General features: G+C 64.6%; 13 protein-coding genes. 10 read left to right on the forward strand and 3 right to left on the reverse strand.

Going from position 1 to position 14,390, the window contains the following annotated elements:
* The first annotated feature begins 5 nt into the window (after window positions 1–5).
* Window positions 6–1,469: a UDP-N-acetylmuramate:L-alanyl-gamma-D-glutamyl-meso-diaminopimelate ligase gene (locus tag H6718_26660; protein ID MCB9589023.1), complete on the forward strand. Its 1,464-nt coding sequence runs from the start codon at window positions 6–8 to the stop codon at window positions 1,467–1,469.
* Between the two features lie 68 nt (window positions 1,470–1,537).
* On the opposite strand, the gene H6718_26665 is transcribed toward H6718_26660, so the two are convergent.
* Entirely contained in the window at window positions 1,538–2,317 is a 780-nt protein-coding gene (locus H6718_26665) for a hypothetical protein (GenBank protein MCB9589024.1), read from the reverse strand.
* A 93-nt stretch (window positions 2,318–2,410) separates the two neighbouring features.
* Here H6718_26665 and H6718_26670 point away from each other — a divergent pair, with 93 nt between their 5' ends.
* Both H6718_26670 and H6718_26675 read left to right on the forward strand, forming a co-directional pair.
* A complete protein-coding gene (locus H6718_26670) occupies window positions 2,411–3,298 on the forward strand; it encodes a CPBP family intramembrane metalloprotease (protein MCB9589025.1) in 888 nt (295 codons plus the stop codon).
* Window positions 3,276–3,854, forward strand: coding sequence for a hypothetical protein (locus H6718_26675; protein ID MCB9589026.1), 579 nt, complete (start codon window positions 3,276–3,278; stop codon window positions 3,852–3,854). The genes H6718_26670 and H6718_26675 overlap by 23 nt, the downstream gene beginning before the upstream one ends.
* Before the next feature lies 1 nt (window position 3,855).
* Here H6718_26675 and H6718_26680 read toward each other — a convergent pair whose 3' ends face one another.
* Entirely contained in the window at window positions 3,856–4,269 is a 414-nt protein-coding gene (locus tag H6718_26680) for a CBS domain-containing protein (protein ID MCB9589027.1), read from the reverse strand.
* 69 nt (window positions 4,270–4,338) lie between these two features.
* On the opposite strand from H6718_26680, the gene H6718_26685 reads away from it, so the two are divergent.
* The 5 genes from H6718_26685 to H6718_26705 are packed head-to-tail and all read left to right on the forward strand — an operon-like array spanning window position 4,339 to window position 10,088.
* Window positions 4,339–5,316 (forward strand): hypothetical protein, encoded by a 978-nt coding sequence (locus H6718_26685; GenBank protein ID MCB9589028.1) that lies wholly within the window; start codon window positions 4,339–4,341, stop codon window positions 5,314–5,316.
* Window positions 5,313–6,872: an AMP-binding protein gene (locus H6718_26690; protein MCB9589029.1), complete on the forward strand. Its 1,560-nt coding sequence runs from the start codon at window positions 5,313–5,315 to the stop codon at window positions 6,870–6,872. The genes H6718_26685 and H6718_26690 overlap by 4 nt, the downstream gene beginning before the upstream one ends.
* Window positions 6,869–7,327: a hypothetical protein gene (locus H6718_26695; GenBank protein ID MCB9589030.1), complete on the forward strand. Its 459-nt coding sequence runs from the start codon at window positions 6,869–6,871 to the stop codon at window positions 7,325–7,327. Before H6718_26690 ends, H6718_26695 begins: the two co-directional genes overlap by 4 nt.
* A 29-nt stretch (window positions 7,328–7,356) precedes the next feature.
* On the forward strand, window positions 7,357–8,469 hold the full coding sequence (locus tag H6718_26700; protein MCB9589031.1) for a hypothetical protein: 1,113 nt from the start codon (window positions 7,357–7,359) through the stop codon (window positions 8,467–8,469).
* Complete coding sequence (locus tag H6718_26705; protein ID MCB9589032.1) at window positions 8,466–10,088, forward strand: radical SAM protein; 1,623 nt, start codon at window positions 8,466–8,468, stop codon at window positions 10,086–10,088. Before H6718_26700 ends, H6718_26705 begins: the two co-directional genes overlap by 4 nt.
* Here H6718_26705 and H6718_26710 read toward each other — a convergent pair.
* Window positions 10,085–10,636, reverse strand: a complete 552-nt coding sequence (locus H6718_26710; GenBank protein MCB9589033.1) for a hypothetical protein — start codon at window positions 10,634–10,636, stop codon at window positions 10,085–10,087. The genes H6718_26705 and H6718_26710 overlap by 4 nt on opposite strands.
* A gap of 111 nt (window positions 10,637–10,747) precedes the next feature.
* Here H6718_26710 and H6718_26715 point away from each other — a divergent pair, with 111 nt between their 5' ends.
* Window positions 10,748–11,857, forward strand: a complete 1,110-nt coding sequence (locus tag H6718_26715) for a hypothetical protein (GenBank protein MCB9589034.1) — start codon at window positions 10,748–10,750, stop codon at window positions 11,855–11,857.
* A 245-nt stretch (window positions 11,858–12,102) separates the two neighbouring features.
* Window positions 12,103–14,388 (forward strand): hypothetical protein, encoded by a 2,286-nt coding sequence (locus tag H6718_26720; GenBank protein MCB9589035.1) that lies wholly within the window; start codon window positions 12,103–12,105, stop codon window positions 14,386–14,388.
* Window positions 14,389–14,390 lie beyond the last annotated feature (2 nt).

Below are 14,390 nucleotides of genomic sequence, written 5' to 3' on the forward strand. Positions count from 1 at the left end.
GCGAGATGCACATTCACGTGGTGGCCGTTGCAGGCACGGGCATGGGTGCGCTGGCGGGGCTCTTGAAGCAGCTCGGGCACCGGGTCAGCGGGAGCGATGTCAGCTTCGATCCGCCGATGGGTCCTGCGCTCGTTGAGTGGGGCGTGGAGTGCATGACCGGCTTTGACCCGAAGCATCTCGAGCCGGCGCCGGATCTGGTGGTGATTGGCAATGTGTGTCGCTCGAACAACCCTGAAGCGCGCGCCGCGATCGACGGCGGGATGGAATACACGCACATCGCCGGCGCGCTGCAGCGCTTCGCCCTCGAAGGCACTTGGCCGCTCGTAGTCGCCGGAACTCACGGCAAAACGACGACCACCTCGCTCTGTGCGTGGTTGCTCGATCGCGCCGGTCTCGAGCCGGGCTACTTGGTAGGCGGCATCCCCAAGAACTTCGGAAAAAGTTTCCGCGCGGTTAAATCAAAGGTGAGCCTCGGAGGCAACGAATCAAGGCCGGGAGTAGCCGCGCGGCCGCCTTTCGTGGTGGAAGGCGACGAGTACGACACGGCGTTCTTCGAGAAGACCGCCAAGTTTCTCCACTATCTTCCTCGCGTCGCGATCCTGACGTCGATCGAGCACGACCACATCGACATCTACCCGACGGAAGAGAGCTATCGCGCGGCTTTCTCGGAGTTCATTCGTCTCCTGCCGAGCGAAGGTTTGATCGTAGCCAACGCCTCCGACGCACAGGTCGTGGAGTTGGTGCATGAGCACGCCAGGTGTCAGGTCGCCTGGTACGCCATCGAAGGCGAACCGACTCACGGTGTGGCGCCCCACTGGCTGGGTGCACCGGCGGAGAGCACACCGCGCGGAACCACCTTCGATCTGTTTGCGGGCGGCGTGCTGGTCGGTCGCGTCGTCTCTCCGCTATCGGGTAGGCACAACCTCTCCAACACCATCGCGGCCCTCGGAGCCTGTGCTCAGGGTTACGGTGCGCGCTTCGATCGCATGGTGCCAGGCCTGGCGGAGTTCGCGGGCATCAAGCGGCGACAGGAGCTGATCGGCGAGCCCGTTGGTTGCTTCGTCTACGATGATTTCGCACATCACCCGACGGCGGTACGAGAGACCCTAGCGGCGCTCAAGGCACGGCATCCGGGAGCAGACCTGATCGCCGTGTTCGAGCCGCGCAGCGCGACCGCGTGTCGCGCGATCCATCAGACGGAGTACCCACCGGCGTTCGGGTCCGCCTCACGGGTGATCCTCGCACCTCTGGGACGCACTGGGCTCGCGCCCGAAGAGGCGCTCGATACCGCGCGGATCGTGCGTGAGATCGCAGCCGGGGGGATCCCGGCACACAACACGCAGCACCTGGATGAGGTGCTGCGCTTGATCTTGGAGCACGCGCGTCCCGGCTGCGTGATCGCGCTGCTCTCGAACGGTGCCTTTGGGGGCATGCACCAGCGAGTGCTAGATGCGCTTGCAGCGCGCTGAGCCGCTTGCAGCGCGCTGAGCCGCCTGCAGCGCGCTAGAGCACGCCGTTGTTCCAAGCCGCCCTGGCGTCAGCGAAGACTGGAGCAGGTGCTGCTGGTCACCGCGAGGTCGAACGACGTCACGCAGAGGCCAGTGCTGGCGCCACGAGGCACGTCGCACAGACCGGACTGACAGTCGTCGTTCTTGCTGCAGTCCTGGAAGTCCGCCGTCTTCGCCGTACAGGTCCCGGCGAGACAGAGCAGGTCTTCGGTGCAAGGCTCGTCCACGCAGGACTGACCCACACCGACGGCCTGCAAGCAGTTCGTGCCGTCGCAGTAGAAGCCCGAGGCGCACACCGCCGCAGGGTCGCTGCATTTCCCACCGCCACCCACTTCCGCGGGGATTTGACAGGTGGGCGATTCTCCGATGCAGCGATAACCGCTGATGGTGTCGCACTCGGCGTCGTTCGAGCAGCTGTCACCCTCTTCCTTCGTGCCCTTGAAGAGCTCGGCGCACGCGCCGCTCTTCAGCTCCAGCACGTCCACGTCGGCGCGGGAGAGCTTCGCGTCCTGGTACGCCTTCTTCACGGCGTCGATGCAGCTCTTCGCGTTGGTCGAGTCGTAGCTGTCCCCCACGGCGCTCAGGCAAGCGGCGCTCTGGGTCGCCTGGCAGTCGGCGGGGTCTGCTCCGTCTCCCGAGCAAGCCTTGACGACGGCGTCGTTACAGGCAGCATTCGCCCACGACTGGCAAAAGCCATCGCGGCCGCTCAGCGAGTTGCCGGAGGACTTGGTGTCCGAGCAGGCGCCCAAAAACGCCAAGTAACCAACCAACCCGCCCAAAAAGACTATCGTGCCCGACTTGAAAAGCATGCTTACCTCGCTCCCGGGTCAGACGATAACCCAAGCCAGCTGATTCGCCATTCGCTCTTAGACGGTGTACGTCGCGCCTCCCCCAAACCATCCGTGTCTGAAGCGACTTCTTCCCCGCCCCACCTCGGAATCCACCTGTTGCTGGCTGGGACGACGGCTTTCATCACGGTCGCGGCAATGTATGCCGCCGTCCTGATCCTGGGCTTGGGCGCCATTCTGGCCGGCGTGAATGTTCAGGAAGCCATAAAAAACCCCACTTGGCTGATCATCGGCGCGGCGGTCACCCAGAATGCGGTCGCGTTGGTTGCCCTGGGCGCAGCTCGCTTCTGGCGCCGTTACCAGGGGCTCACCACGCGTGAGGCATTTCGCCAGTGCTTTCCCGTCGGGCGCCCCAGCGCCGCGTCGTTTCTCGGCGCACTGCTCGTCGTCTTTGGGATAACTCCGCTCGCGCTCGGGATCGCCCAAGCCGTTCAACGCGCGTTCGACGTGGAGACGGCGTCGGAGGAAGTCATCCGGATCGCGGCGGGCGCTCCGCCCGGCGCGTTCGCACTGCTCATCGTGTGCGTCGCGGTGCTGCCAGGCCTCGTGGAGGAGGCCTTGTTCCGCGGTTTTGTGACGCGCCTCTTCGTCCCTTGGTACTGGGTCGCGTGGCTGGTGCCCAGCATCCTCTTCGGGATGGTCCACATGGACCTGGTCCAGAGCGTCGGTACCATCATCCTCGGCCTCGGTTTCGGCTGGATCCGCCTGCGCACGGGCTCCGTGCTGCCCTCGATGTTTGCCCACATGACCTACAACGGAACGGTGCTGATCGCCGCGCGGTACTCGAGCGGCCATGACGAGTCCCAGACTGTTCCCATCATCTACATGGCTGGTGGCTTGTTGTTTGCTGCGCTAGGCAGCTGGATGCTCGGCATGCGCGCCGCGCCAGCCGACGTTTCAGGACGCGCCCAGGAAGATCATGAGCGAGCCAGAGAAGACTGAGGCCGAGGCCACCCAGGAGTCCAAGCAGGCAAAGCCTGAAACGGCGGAGACCCAGGAGAAGCGTACCTCGCTCGACCTCAAGGGCGCCGCCATCCCGGTGGTCGTGACACTGTTGATCGCGGTGTTCATCGTTTATCCATATGTAAAAGATATCCGCGAACACGGCCCACAATCGATCTCCAAGGCCCGCGAGCAGAGCGGCCAGCAAACGGGCGAACAAGTCGTCGTCACCCAGGAGGCCACCGACTTGCTCGCTGGCTTGAAGGCGGGCGACGACTTGAAGGGCTTCAAGGTCATCGCGGTTCGCGGTCCGCGCCTCCGCCGCATCGAGATCGAGCTGGGCAAAGACAACTACACGCTGCGCGTCTTCGTGTCGCGAATTGACGGGGTAAAGCTCGTCCCTCCGCGTAAGACCCAGATGTACGCGGTGTACTACGAGAACGCGAAGCCCAACGGCGACGTGTTGAGCAGCGAGGAGTATCTGGCTCTGGTCGAGGAGATCGCCAAACGCGTGGAACAGCAGGAGCGCAAAGTCTCCATGCCTGACAACCTCTGAGCTAGGCGACGGTGTTCGGCGGTTCCAAGGCGGCCAGGTGCTCTGCGAAGTCCCGCATGGCGTCATTCGAAGTGTAGATCCCCGCGAGCTTGTCTTCGCGAGTCACCAAGACGGAGCCGATGTGCCGCAACGCCATCTCGTGCAGCACTTCATCGGCCCGCGCATGCAGGTCGACCACGTATGGATCGGCGACGGCAACGTCAGCCACGCTGACTGACTCTTCGCTGCCCTCGGCCAGCGCCCGCAAGACGTCTTGCTTCGTGATCACGCCGGACAACTTCCCAGCGTGAGCAACCGGCAGATGGCTGATGTCGTGCTTGTCGAACATCATCTCCGCGTCCTCCAGCGAGGCCGTGGCCTCGATGGTGAAAGGGAACGGCGTCATCAGGTGCTTGATGAAGGGGACGCGGGACATCTTGGAGGAGAGTAGCAAAAGCGTGCGGCCGCCAGCACACGAAGTGCGCCGAGGTGCTAAGGCGTACTCATGCGCAAGCAGCCGCCGCCTCGAGACAAGCTGCGAAGCCCTCGATCTGGCGCGCTGCGGGCTGAGCTGAGCCGGCGAGAGCTCTTGCTTGGGAGCGGGACGCTCCTCGCCTTGCTGACGGATTCGCGGCAGGGCGAGGCGGAGACGCCCAAGTCCGAGCTGCTCGATGCCCACGACCTGCAGCTGCCCGGCGACGCGCGTATCGCGCGGCGGGCGTTGGTGCTCACCCCAAAGCCCCTGCCCGCCCATCCCCTACCGGTACTGGTGCTTTTGCATGGCCTGGGCGAGACTGGTAATGAACTCCTGGGGATTCACGCGTGGGGCGACCGCTATGGCCTGGTCAGCAGCTACGAGCGCCTGAAACGCGCGCCGGTGGCCCGCACCCTGCGAAAGCTACGTTACCTTACGGATTCACGTTTGAGCGGTCTCAACTCGAGCCTCGAGCGACGTCCCTTCCGGGATCTAATCTTGGTGTGCCCCGTCACCCCGAACCCGTACAAGCTTCAGCCCGCGCCACAGACGCTGGACCGCTACGCGGACTGGATCGAGGAGACACTCCTACCAACCGTACGGAAACGTTTCCCCGCGAGCCCGCACAGCTTGCATACGGGGCTCGACGGATGCTCCCTTGGTGGCTACGTCGGCATCGAGGTCTTCCTGCGCAAACCGGCGCTGTTCGCGAGCTACGGCGGAGTGCAGAGCGCCTACGGGGTGGTCCAAGCCGGGCTCTACGCGTCGCGCATCTCAGACTTGATTCAAAGCTACGGCCCCAAGGCTCTGCACTTCGAGAGCTCGAGCGAAGATCCGTATCTCGAGCCGACGCGCGCAATGTCGAAGCGCCTCGAGGAGCTCGGCGTGCCTCATGTGCTGCGAGAGGCGCCCGGCCCGCACAACCAGCCCTGGCTTCGCGAAATCGGCACTTTGGAAATGTTGCTTTGGCACAGTCGACAGCTTGAGCTACGCCCCAGCTCGTCATGAGCGAAGCCACAGCGAGCCCACTTCAAACACGCTTCTTCGCCGCCGCGCACCCGGACAACGACGCGGTCGCGATCGTCGACGAAGCTGAATCCGTGGATTTTCGGAGTTTGGGGGAGAGGGTGCGCCGTGTCGCGGCCGGGCTGGCAGCCCAAGGCCTCGCGGGGCCTCGCCCTGGAACTGACACCGCTCACGCGGATCCACCGCGCGTCGCGATGCTCGTGGCTCAAGGCAGCGGCTGGGTCGAGGCGTTCTTCGGCATCACCCTGGCCGGAGCCATCGCGGTGCCCCTCAGCCACCTGCACCCACCCCTCGAGCAGCAATGGTTCGTGGAGACTTCCCGCGCCCAGGCCATCATCGTCTCCGCGGACATGCGCGCAGAACTCGAGAGCCGCGCAGAGCCCCTGGGAGACGTGCCGCTACTCGACATCGAGGTGTTGCGAGGCTACGACGACTTATTCCCCACGGATAATCTGCCCGCAGGCGAGCAGCCGGCGGTGATCCTCTACACCAGCGGCACCACAGGCAAGCCGAAGGGCGCGCTAATCACGCATGAGAACCTGGGCGAGCTCGCGCGCTTGGTCGCTGAGGCTTGGGACTGGCAGCCAAGCGACTCACTCCTGCATTGCCTGCCGTTACACCACCTGCACGGCCTCGGTATCGCGCTCTTCGTTTCGCTACTATCCGGAAGCCGGACGCACATGCTCCAGCGCTTCGATGCCGCACGCATGTGGGAGGCGATGCGGGACGCCAACGTGCTGATGGGCGTGCCCACGATGCACAAGAAGCTGCTCGACGCCCTCGACGCAGCCGCGGAAAACGATCAGGCGCGCTGGCGTAGCCACGCCAAAGGGCTCCGCCTGGTCACCAGCGGCTCCGCGGCGCTGCCGACCACGGTGGGCGGTCGATGGCAGGAGCTCTGCGGTAGCTACCCTCTCGAGCGCTTCGGCATGACGGAGATCGGCGTCGGCATGACGAACCCCGTTGCGGGCCCACGCAAACCGGGCTCCTGCGGCAAGGCGCTGCCAGGCATGCAAATTCGCATCGTCGACGAATCGGGCGCTGACGTTTCCCCGGGGCAATCGGGTGAGATCTGGATCAAGGGGCCAAGCGTGTTCGCCGGCTACGACGGCAACCCAGAGGCCACCGCAGCGAGCTTCGTCGATGGTTGGTTCAAGAGCGGCGACACCGCCACCTGGGATGCAGACGGGTACTGCCGCATCCTGGGTCGTACCAGCGTCGACATCCTGAAGAGCGGCGGGTACAAGCTCTCCGCGCTCGAAATCGAAGAAGTGTTCCGCGAGCACCCCGCTGTCGCTGACGTCGCCGTGGTAGGCATCGCCGATGAGACCTGGGGCGAGATCGCCGTGGCGAGCATCTTGGCGCGCCCGGGGCACGAATCCGAGATCGACGAAGCGCCCTTGCGTGACTGGGCAAAGCAACACATCGCCGCGTACAAAGTGCCGAAGCGCATCCTGCGCTTCGACGAGTTCCCCCGAAACCCCGTGGGCAAGGTGCTGAAGCCGGCGCTCAAAGAGCTCGTGTGCGCGCGCTTGTGAAGGTCCTTCGCAGCGTCCCGCTCGCGCTACTCGGCGCGTTGCTGCTTTGGGTACAAGTTTGCTGGATAGCGAACTGGTTTGGCTACAACACCTTCGTGTGGCTCAACGTCGGGTCGCTGGAGGTGTGTCTCGGTGCTCACTTTCACGCGCTCCACGTGTCCTGTTCACCGCCGATTCCTTGGGGTGCCGCGAGCAGCTCCACCTACTACCACGGCTACGCCTCTGGACAGCTGAGCCACCTCGGCCCGCTGACGGCGTCCGTCGAGAAGGTACCAACGCCCGGCTTCCTGTGGTGGCCCGAAGCGAGCTTCAACGGGCCGCGCTGGGTCGTCAACGCTCCGGAGTGGCTCGCCTTACCGCTGCTCGGCGTGCTGTTGCTCGGTGCCCTGCGCCTCGCGGGCTTTGTATCCAAGCCTTCTTCGCTTGGCGCGGAGCGCGTTGCGCCCGAGGGGTGAAGCAGGTTGAATACGCCATGGAAACCGGGATGAGCCGTCAGCGATTCTCCAAGCGCTCCGAGAAGAGCTTGCTCTCGAGTCTGGTCGGCGGCGCCGCCGCCGCGGTCGACCGTGCAGCAACGCTGGCAGCCACCGCGAGCGCCAAGCGGCGTGGCTCTCGCGCGGAAAGCCTGACCCACGACCAGCGGTTGCAGGCGCTGACACACATCGCCGAAGCCTACGCAAGCGGTGGCGACCGCTTCTTCCGTTCACCCCGGCTCATCGATCCCGTGCGGCGCCAGGTGCGCCGCGTGGGGGAGAGCGGGGCGGCGCCAGGCGTAGTGGAGGATCTGAGCTGGCGCAGTGACTACGTTTGTTTCCTCCCGGATTTAGACGAGCGCTACGCCAGGTATCGCAGTAACGCCCAGGCCGCGGCACGACTCTTTCGCCACGAGCGTGGAGAGCCGCGTCCGGTGATCGTCTTGATTCATGGCTACCTCGGTGGCCAGTTCGTAGCTGAGGAGCGCGTTTGGCCGGTGAAGTGGCTGTTCAAGCGCGGGCTGGACGTAGCGCTGTTCGTGTTGCCCTTCCACGCCGTGCGCAGCGAGCCGGAGCGCAAAGGCCCTCCGCCGTTCCCCGGATCGGATCCGCGCTTCAGCAATGAAGGCTTCCGCCAGGCGATGGGGGATCTGCGTGATTTCATCGGCTGGCTACGGGAGAAGGGCCATCCCCAAGTCGGCGTCATGGGCATGAGCCTTGGCGGCTACACGACGTCCCTCCTCGCAACGTTGGAGAATGATCTAGCGTTCGCGGTGCCGATGATTCCCCTCGCCTCCCTAGCGGACTTCGCGCGAGATCAGGGCCGGCTCGGGAGCAACGCGAGCGAGCAGCTCTTGGAGTATGAGGCGCTCGATCGGGTGCACCGCGCGGTGAGTCCGCTGCACCGTCCACTCAAGACCCCAAAAGAACGCGTGTTGATCGTCGGCGCCGAAGCCGATCGCATCACGCCGCTGCGCCACGCTCGGCGACTCGCAGGCCACTTCGACGCCCCGCTGGAGACCTGGCCCGGCGGTCACTTGCTGCAGCTGGGGCGCAGCGAGGCCTTCCGCCGCGTCGGTAGTTTCCTCGGGGAACTGGGCGTGGTCGAGCCAAAGCCGGCATGAGCGAGAAGATGGCTAACGCTGGCTTCAACTACACGTTGTTTCTGGACCAGCGCTGCAACAGCTACTGCATCTTCTGTGGGCACCGACTGATCGATGCCGCCACGCGCAGCGCGCGCACCAAGGCGGGCCTGAACGTGATCCAAGGGGAAGTCGCGTTCGGTCAGTCCTACCCTCGCTTTCACCAACGCTACGACCTAGAGGCGGCGGTCGCGGACCTGAAGGACGCACGGTCCCGTGGGGTGACCCAAGTCAGCATCCAAGGCGGAGAGCCAACGCTCTGGCCCGCGCTGCCCGCACTCCTGCGCCGAGTCCAGGAGCTCAACTTCTCGTTAGTAGGCATGGTGAGCAACGGGCGGCGCCTGGCTGACGCCGCGTTCTGCAAAGAGCTGCTCGATGCAGGGCTGAGGCACCTGTCTCTCTCTTTCCTCGGGGCAACACCAGCGACTCACGACGCGCTGAGCCTGGTCCCTGGCAGCTTTGAGGAGGCAATCGCGGGCCTGAGGAATCTCGAACTTCTGGGCGCCAAACGCGAACACGGGCTCGTACTCAACGTGAACTTCATCGTGAGCAAGAACTCCGCGCCGGAGCTCCCTCTGGCGGTCAAGTTCTTCCACGAGCTTGGGGTAGATGCTATTCAGGCGCACCTGGTGCAGTTTGGTGGATTGGCCTCGGATCCCGCGGTCATCGAGCGTGTAGCGTTTGACGTTCCCGGTGAGCTCCAACCACTCGGCGAGGCGCTCAGGCTGGCACGGGAACTCGGCATCTCGCTGCACTTGCAGGATCTCCCGCCGTGCCTGCACCCGGAGCTGACTAGCGACGCGCTGCGAGGCATCGCGACGAGCATGAGCAAGCGCCCCCATGCCTTTGGTGGGCCCGCACAGAGCTTCAAGCGCACTCGCCATTCAGCCCGTGAGACTCCCGCTGCGTGTGAGGGCTGCTGGTTCGAGGACGACTGCCCCCGCCTCGCGCTCGAGTACCTGCCGAACGGAGGCCACGCGGCATTCCAGCCCGTGAACGATGAGTCGTTTCCCCGCCGCATCGAGCGCCAGCTGGGGGATGGCGCCGCTCCGACCCTCAGGGGCGAGCTCGAACGGCTCGCAGATTTGCTCGGGGTCGTAGCGCTACTCGTCCAGTTGTTGGGGCCGTTGACGAGCCTTCAACGGACTCTCAAGCAAATCCATGCGGCTATTTATGGGTTGATGAAGGCTGCGGCGAGAAACTCCAGCTACTCCGACGTCTATCTCGCTTTTAGACTGCTGCTTGGCATCTCGAGCCCTCGAGAAGTGGCGGAGACTCAGGTACGCAGCGCACTGCGCGCCCGGGCTGAGGCACCGCAAGCGGATTACGAGTACACGCTCTCCTTCGGTAGCACACGCATCGCGCTTTCAGCAGCGCACCTGGAAGACAACGAGCTGGTTGCCAAGGGACGGTTCAACGCCCACGTAGCGTCAAGTGGACCGGCGCTGTTGCGTGCCCTTCAGGATGAGTTCCTGTGCGCCCCACTACGCCACGCCGAGCGCCTGAGGGTTCAGGACGGCTCGGTAGAGGTGTGGGAGCATGACCGGTGGACGGTAGCGTGGGTGCTGAAATCCAAGAGCGAACTCCGACTCGGTCACTAGTTGTTGTCTTCGCAGTCGGAGAAGGCCTGCGCCTCAGTGCCACAGTCAGTCGGCATCGGCCGGGTGCCGTTGCACTGGATGCCGCTCGTCAGGAGGCAGGCAACGAGTGCCTTCATCTCATCGCCGCACGTTCCCAGAGTCGCGGCCGTACAGGTGCTGATGCACTCTTCGATCTCAGCCGCGGTCCCGTTGCACATGACGATGGTCTTGTTGCAGCCTTCCTCACACTGCGGGTAGACGTACACGTCGAGCATCACGTCCATGCCCGCGTCTTCCGCGCCACCCGTACTGGCTGAACCGGCGGACCCGCTCGAGCCCGAGCTGCCTCCTGTCCCGCCGGCGGTCGAAGAACCGCCGCTTCCAGCGTTCCCCCCGGCGGACGTTCCAGCGCTTCCCGCCGACCCACCGGAGCCGCCTCCCCCCGACTCCTCTGAGCTGCAGGCCCACACCGCGAGAACGCACCCAACCGCCAAGACCACCGTTCGCATGCCGACATTTAGATCGTGACCGACGCGTTCCGTCAAGCGCAGGTCGGCCGTCCAGAACACACGCGAGTCATGCGTCGCCCCATGGCGGGGAGCTAGGGGAGCAGACCCTCGGCTACCCCTCCAGGCGCGATCAATCGAGCGACGAAAGCTGGTATAGGATCGGATGCCAACGTGAACCCGGGATCCAACGAGGCGCCTGCGGCACAGACCCTGTTTCGGCTGCAGGGACCCGGAGAACACTGCAGTTTGCGGCTTTTTCCGGATCCGATGGGCCGGGCGAAGGCGTTCGCGCACGGTGCGGGGTTCGCACTAGAGACTCAAACCAAGGTTCCCGCCAAGCTGCGGGAGGCGCTAGAGCGCCTCAAGAGCCAGCTCGCAGCGCTAGGCGAGGGACTGCTGCCCGATCTCGGCCCCAGCGTCGGCCTGCAGCTGTGGCACCGCTGGCCTACGAACTTTGTGCCGCCGCGCCCATGGGACGGACCTCGTAGGAGGTTGCTGTCCGCTGTGGCTCCAAAGGTTCCCGACCTGGAGCTGCTGGATTGCTTGGACGCAGCGTCGTCACGCGTGCTCGTCAAGCGCGAGCTCGTGACTGGAGACGAAGCCGACCAGGCGGCACGCGAGTACGGGGACGCCGGGTTGGCTGTCGAGCTAGCCACAGGACGCTCAGGCCCCGGATTCGTCCTGTTCGGCGCCGCGACGAGCGACGTGCTGAAACAGGCGATCGCGGCTGAGGAATTGTTGCACCGACGAGACTCAATCGGGGATGAAGCTACTCGCGCGATGGGCCGTCTGCTGGGCTACCCCACTTGCTGCATCGAACAGCTCGTTCACTCGAACCGCCGGGATGATTTCCACGCGGCATTAAACAATATCCCCCCCGCCCCGATCGGTCCATTCGAAGCCAGCATGGCCTGGTTGAACCCCGGGGTTACCGCGCTCTCGCATTTTCCTTGCACTTTGGCCTGTAACGCTAGCCGGGCGAAAGGGACTCGCTTGTTAAAGCTGGCCGAACAGAAACAGCCTGGCCTCATTGAACGCTGGCTGGGTTTCGCGAAGCGGATTCACGCCATTGATCGAGAGGGACGATACTTGGCACTGGACGCAGATGGCCCTCCCGAGCGCCCAACAATCCGCGCGGCTCACGCTTACGCCGGTGGCACCTTCGTCCCATGTGCAGAACTGCACGGGCTTACGCTGGTCCCGGACGCAGGTGGCCTGGTCTCTCTAGACGAGAACCTCCACTGCATCCTCGTGTCAGACAATCGAGCGTGGTCGCGATGAGCGAAAGCAAGCCCTGAGGTCGCGGTTCCCCCCGCGTGTGTGTGATAACCTAGTCCTTGGTGACATCGGTGCTCGCTCAACGAACGCACGCGCTGGGCGGATGGACAATCGCCGGGCTGACTCTGCTCGATGCATGTCACGCGATATTTCGGTTTGAGCGTGACGCATCCAGCGATTGGCTGGAAGTGGAGTTGCTGCCCTTGGACGCTCCCGGCCCCCAGCTGAGACGCCTCGCTCGGTGTGCAGTGCGCTACCGAAGCAGGCTTGGCGAGCGAACTCCGGAGCTGCTGGAGCAGGCGGGCGCTCTAGTTATCGGACTTGCGGAGACGGTGGACGCGAGCCTGGAACGACTGGGGCCCGCAGCGACGCTCGCCGATGCGCTGGGAGCGAGGCGTCGTGCTGAGACCATCCGCTTCTCGCGCGCGAGCCTGCGGGCGTTGCTTTCACCAGAGATCACCCCAGGGACTCTCCTCGCCGGAGGCTTCACGCTGTTCGACGTTTACCCCGCGTCGCACAATCAGGAGCGCGAGGGAGCGCGATTGGAACTAGCGCTCGAGTTCCAACGCCTGGCGGACGAACAGCGGCTCATCGCCACGATAGGGCCCCGCACCCCAGGTGGACGCGCATTCGCCGAGACGGAGCACTTCAGCTTGGGCTATCTGACCCTAGGCCGAAGCGAACCAGAAGGTGCCGAGGCGTTGTTGAGGCAACTCGCGCTAGTCCTAGCATTGCGCGATCACGGGGAGCTTGAGGTCATCTTCCCCGACACGTTGGCTGACGTAAAACTACCGTTGCTCGGACCAGCAGCGAGCCCCGCCGCGGCACCAAGAATCGACGCCACGCTCAATCTGGCGATCTCTGCTGACTGCGGGCAAGCGTGCCGCTTTTGTTCGGTACGGGAGCTCGCCGCGCCGACCGAGGACGATGACGCCCAGTTCACGCGTTACCTCGCGGATTTAAGCGAGAGCAGAGCCAAGGGCATCACTCGTCTGCGGCTCAACGGCTATGACCCCTTGGCGTACCCTCGGGTCGCGGAGGTCTTGCGTTTTGCAGTCGAAATTGGCTTCGACGACCTTCACGTGTTTTCGCCAGCAACGCTGCTCGCGGACGCTGAGTTTTGCGAACAACTCGTGGGTATCGCGCCGGCAAAGCGGCAGTTCTACGTGCCACTGTACGGTGTTGATGCGGACATCCACGACGCGGTGGTGGGCACTCCCGGCGCGCATTCCAAAGTTCTGAGGGCGCTTGAGAACCTGGTGCAGCTCTCGGGCCCAGAAGCGGTTACGCTGATCACGGCGGTCACGCGCACTGCGGTTGGCGAGCTGCCTCGGCTTCGCGAGTACGCTCGCCAACGGGGGTTCGCGTTCGCCGCTCACATGCCGTACCCAAGCAGCGAGAGTCGCAGCGATCATTTCTTCACGGAATGTCCACAGCAGAGCGAGGTAGCGCGAACCCTCGCCGACGCTGGGAACCCGCTCATCGTGCGGGGCGTCGCGCCCTGCGTGGCGTTTCGAGAGTACCTCTCGAGAGGGATAGGACTTCGAAGTTGGCTATCGCTGGATCCTCGAATGTCCGGCGTCCCCGGCGCCGAGTATCGCTCGAAGGCGTTTCGCCACGGCGCAGGCGATCGGGACCGCGGAGCCTTCGCTGCCTCTACGGTTGAGTGCCCCCACGCGTCGAACTGCGCTCTCCGCGAGCCTTGTGGCGGCGAGCTCCTCCGAGCGTACCTGGAGCGCTTCGGCAGCGATGAATTCCGAGCCGTGGGACTCACCGACTTGCTACTCAGCGTGAACGCAACACCGGGCGACCCGCTTAGCTGCGACGCAGGGCTGGAGCTACGGGCGCGAGTGGATAGCGCAGTGTCGCTGGCGGCGAACGGAGCCGGCGCGGTTCGCCTGCTCGACCTCGGGCTCGCCGCCGACCGTACCCTGCGCTTGAGGCTAGAAACTTGGGACAACCAGCAACTCATCGTGCTGTGGAGCGAGGCCGAGGTCACGCCCGTCGAGCCGCCGAGTGTTGAAGAGCGGGGCGGCTTCTACGCCGCATGGAGTAGCGGCGACGTCACGGCCCTCACGCGCGCTGCGCAGGCGACTCTACGCCGTTTGCTCTGCGCTCTGGCCAACCTAACGCCGGAGGTGGAACTCCCGCGGCTGCGCCTTCCGAGACCACGTGAAGACGAAGAGCACGCCGAGGTTGCCCGGCTTCTCGAACCGTTGGTCAACGCTTTCAGTGCGGGATTGGCCGGCGGCCTGCTCTCCGGTTGGTCGCTGGTTGAATCACGGGTCTACCGCTACGACCGCTGGGAGGTCGACCTTCGGCTTCGCAGTACCGAGGGAGATCGCTTGGGATTCCTGGTGCATCCTAAGGGCGACGAGGCAGATGTCTTCGCAGAAACGGATCGTCATGCGTTGAGCTACTACAGCGACGACTTCAGCGCGGCGGAACACAGTGCCGTTTTCGCGCGGAATCAATCCGAGATTGAGGCTACACTGGAGTGGCTGCGCGGTTGGGAGCTAGCGCCGCCTACGTAGCA

It is taken from the genome of Polyangiaceae bacterium, from assembly GCA_020633205.1.
Classification (GTDB): domain Bacteria; phylum Myxococcota_A; class Polyangia; order Polyangiales; family Polyangiaceae; genus JAHBVY01.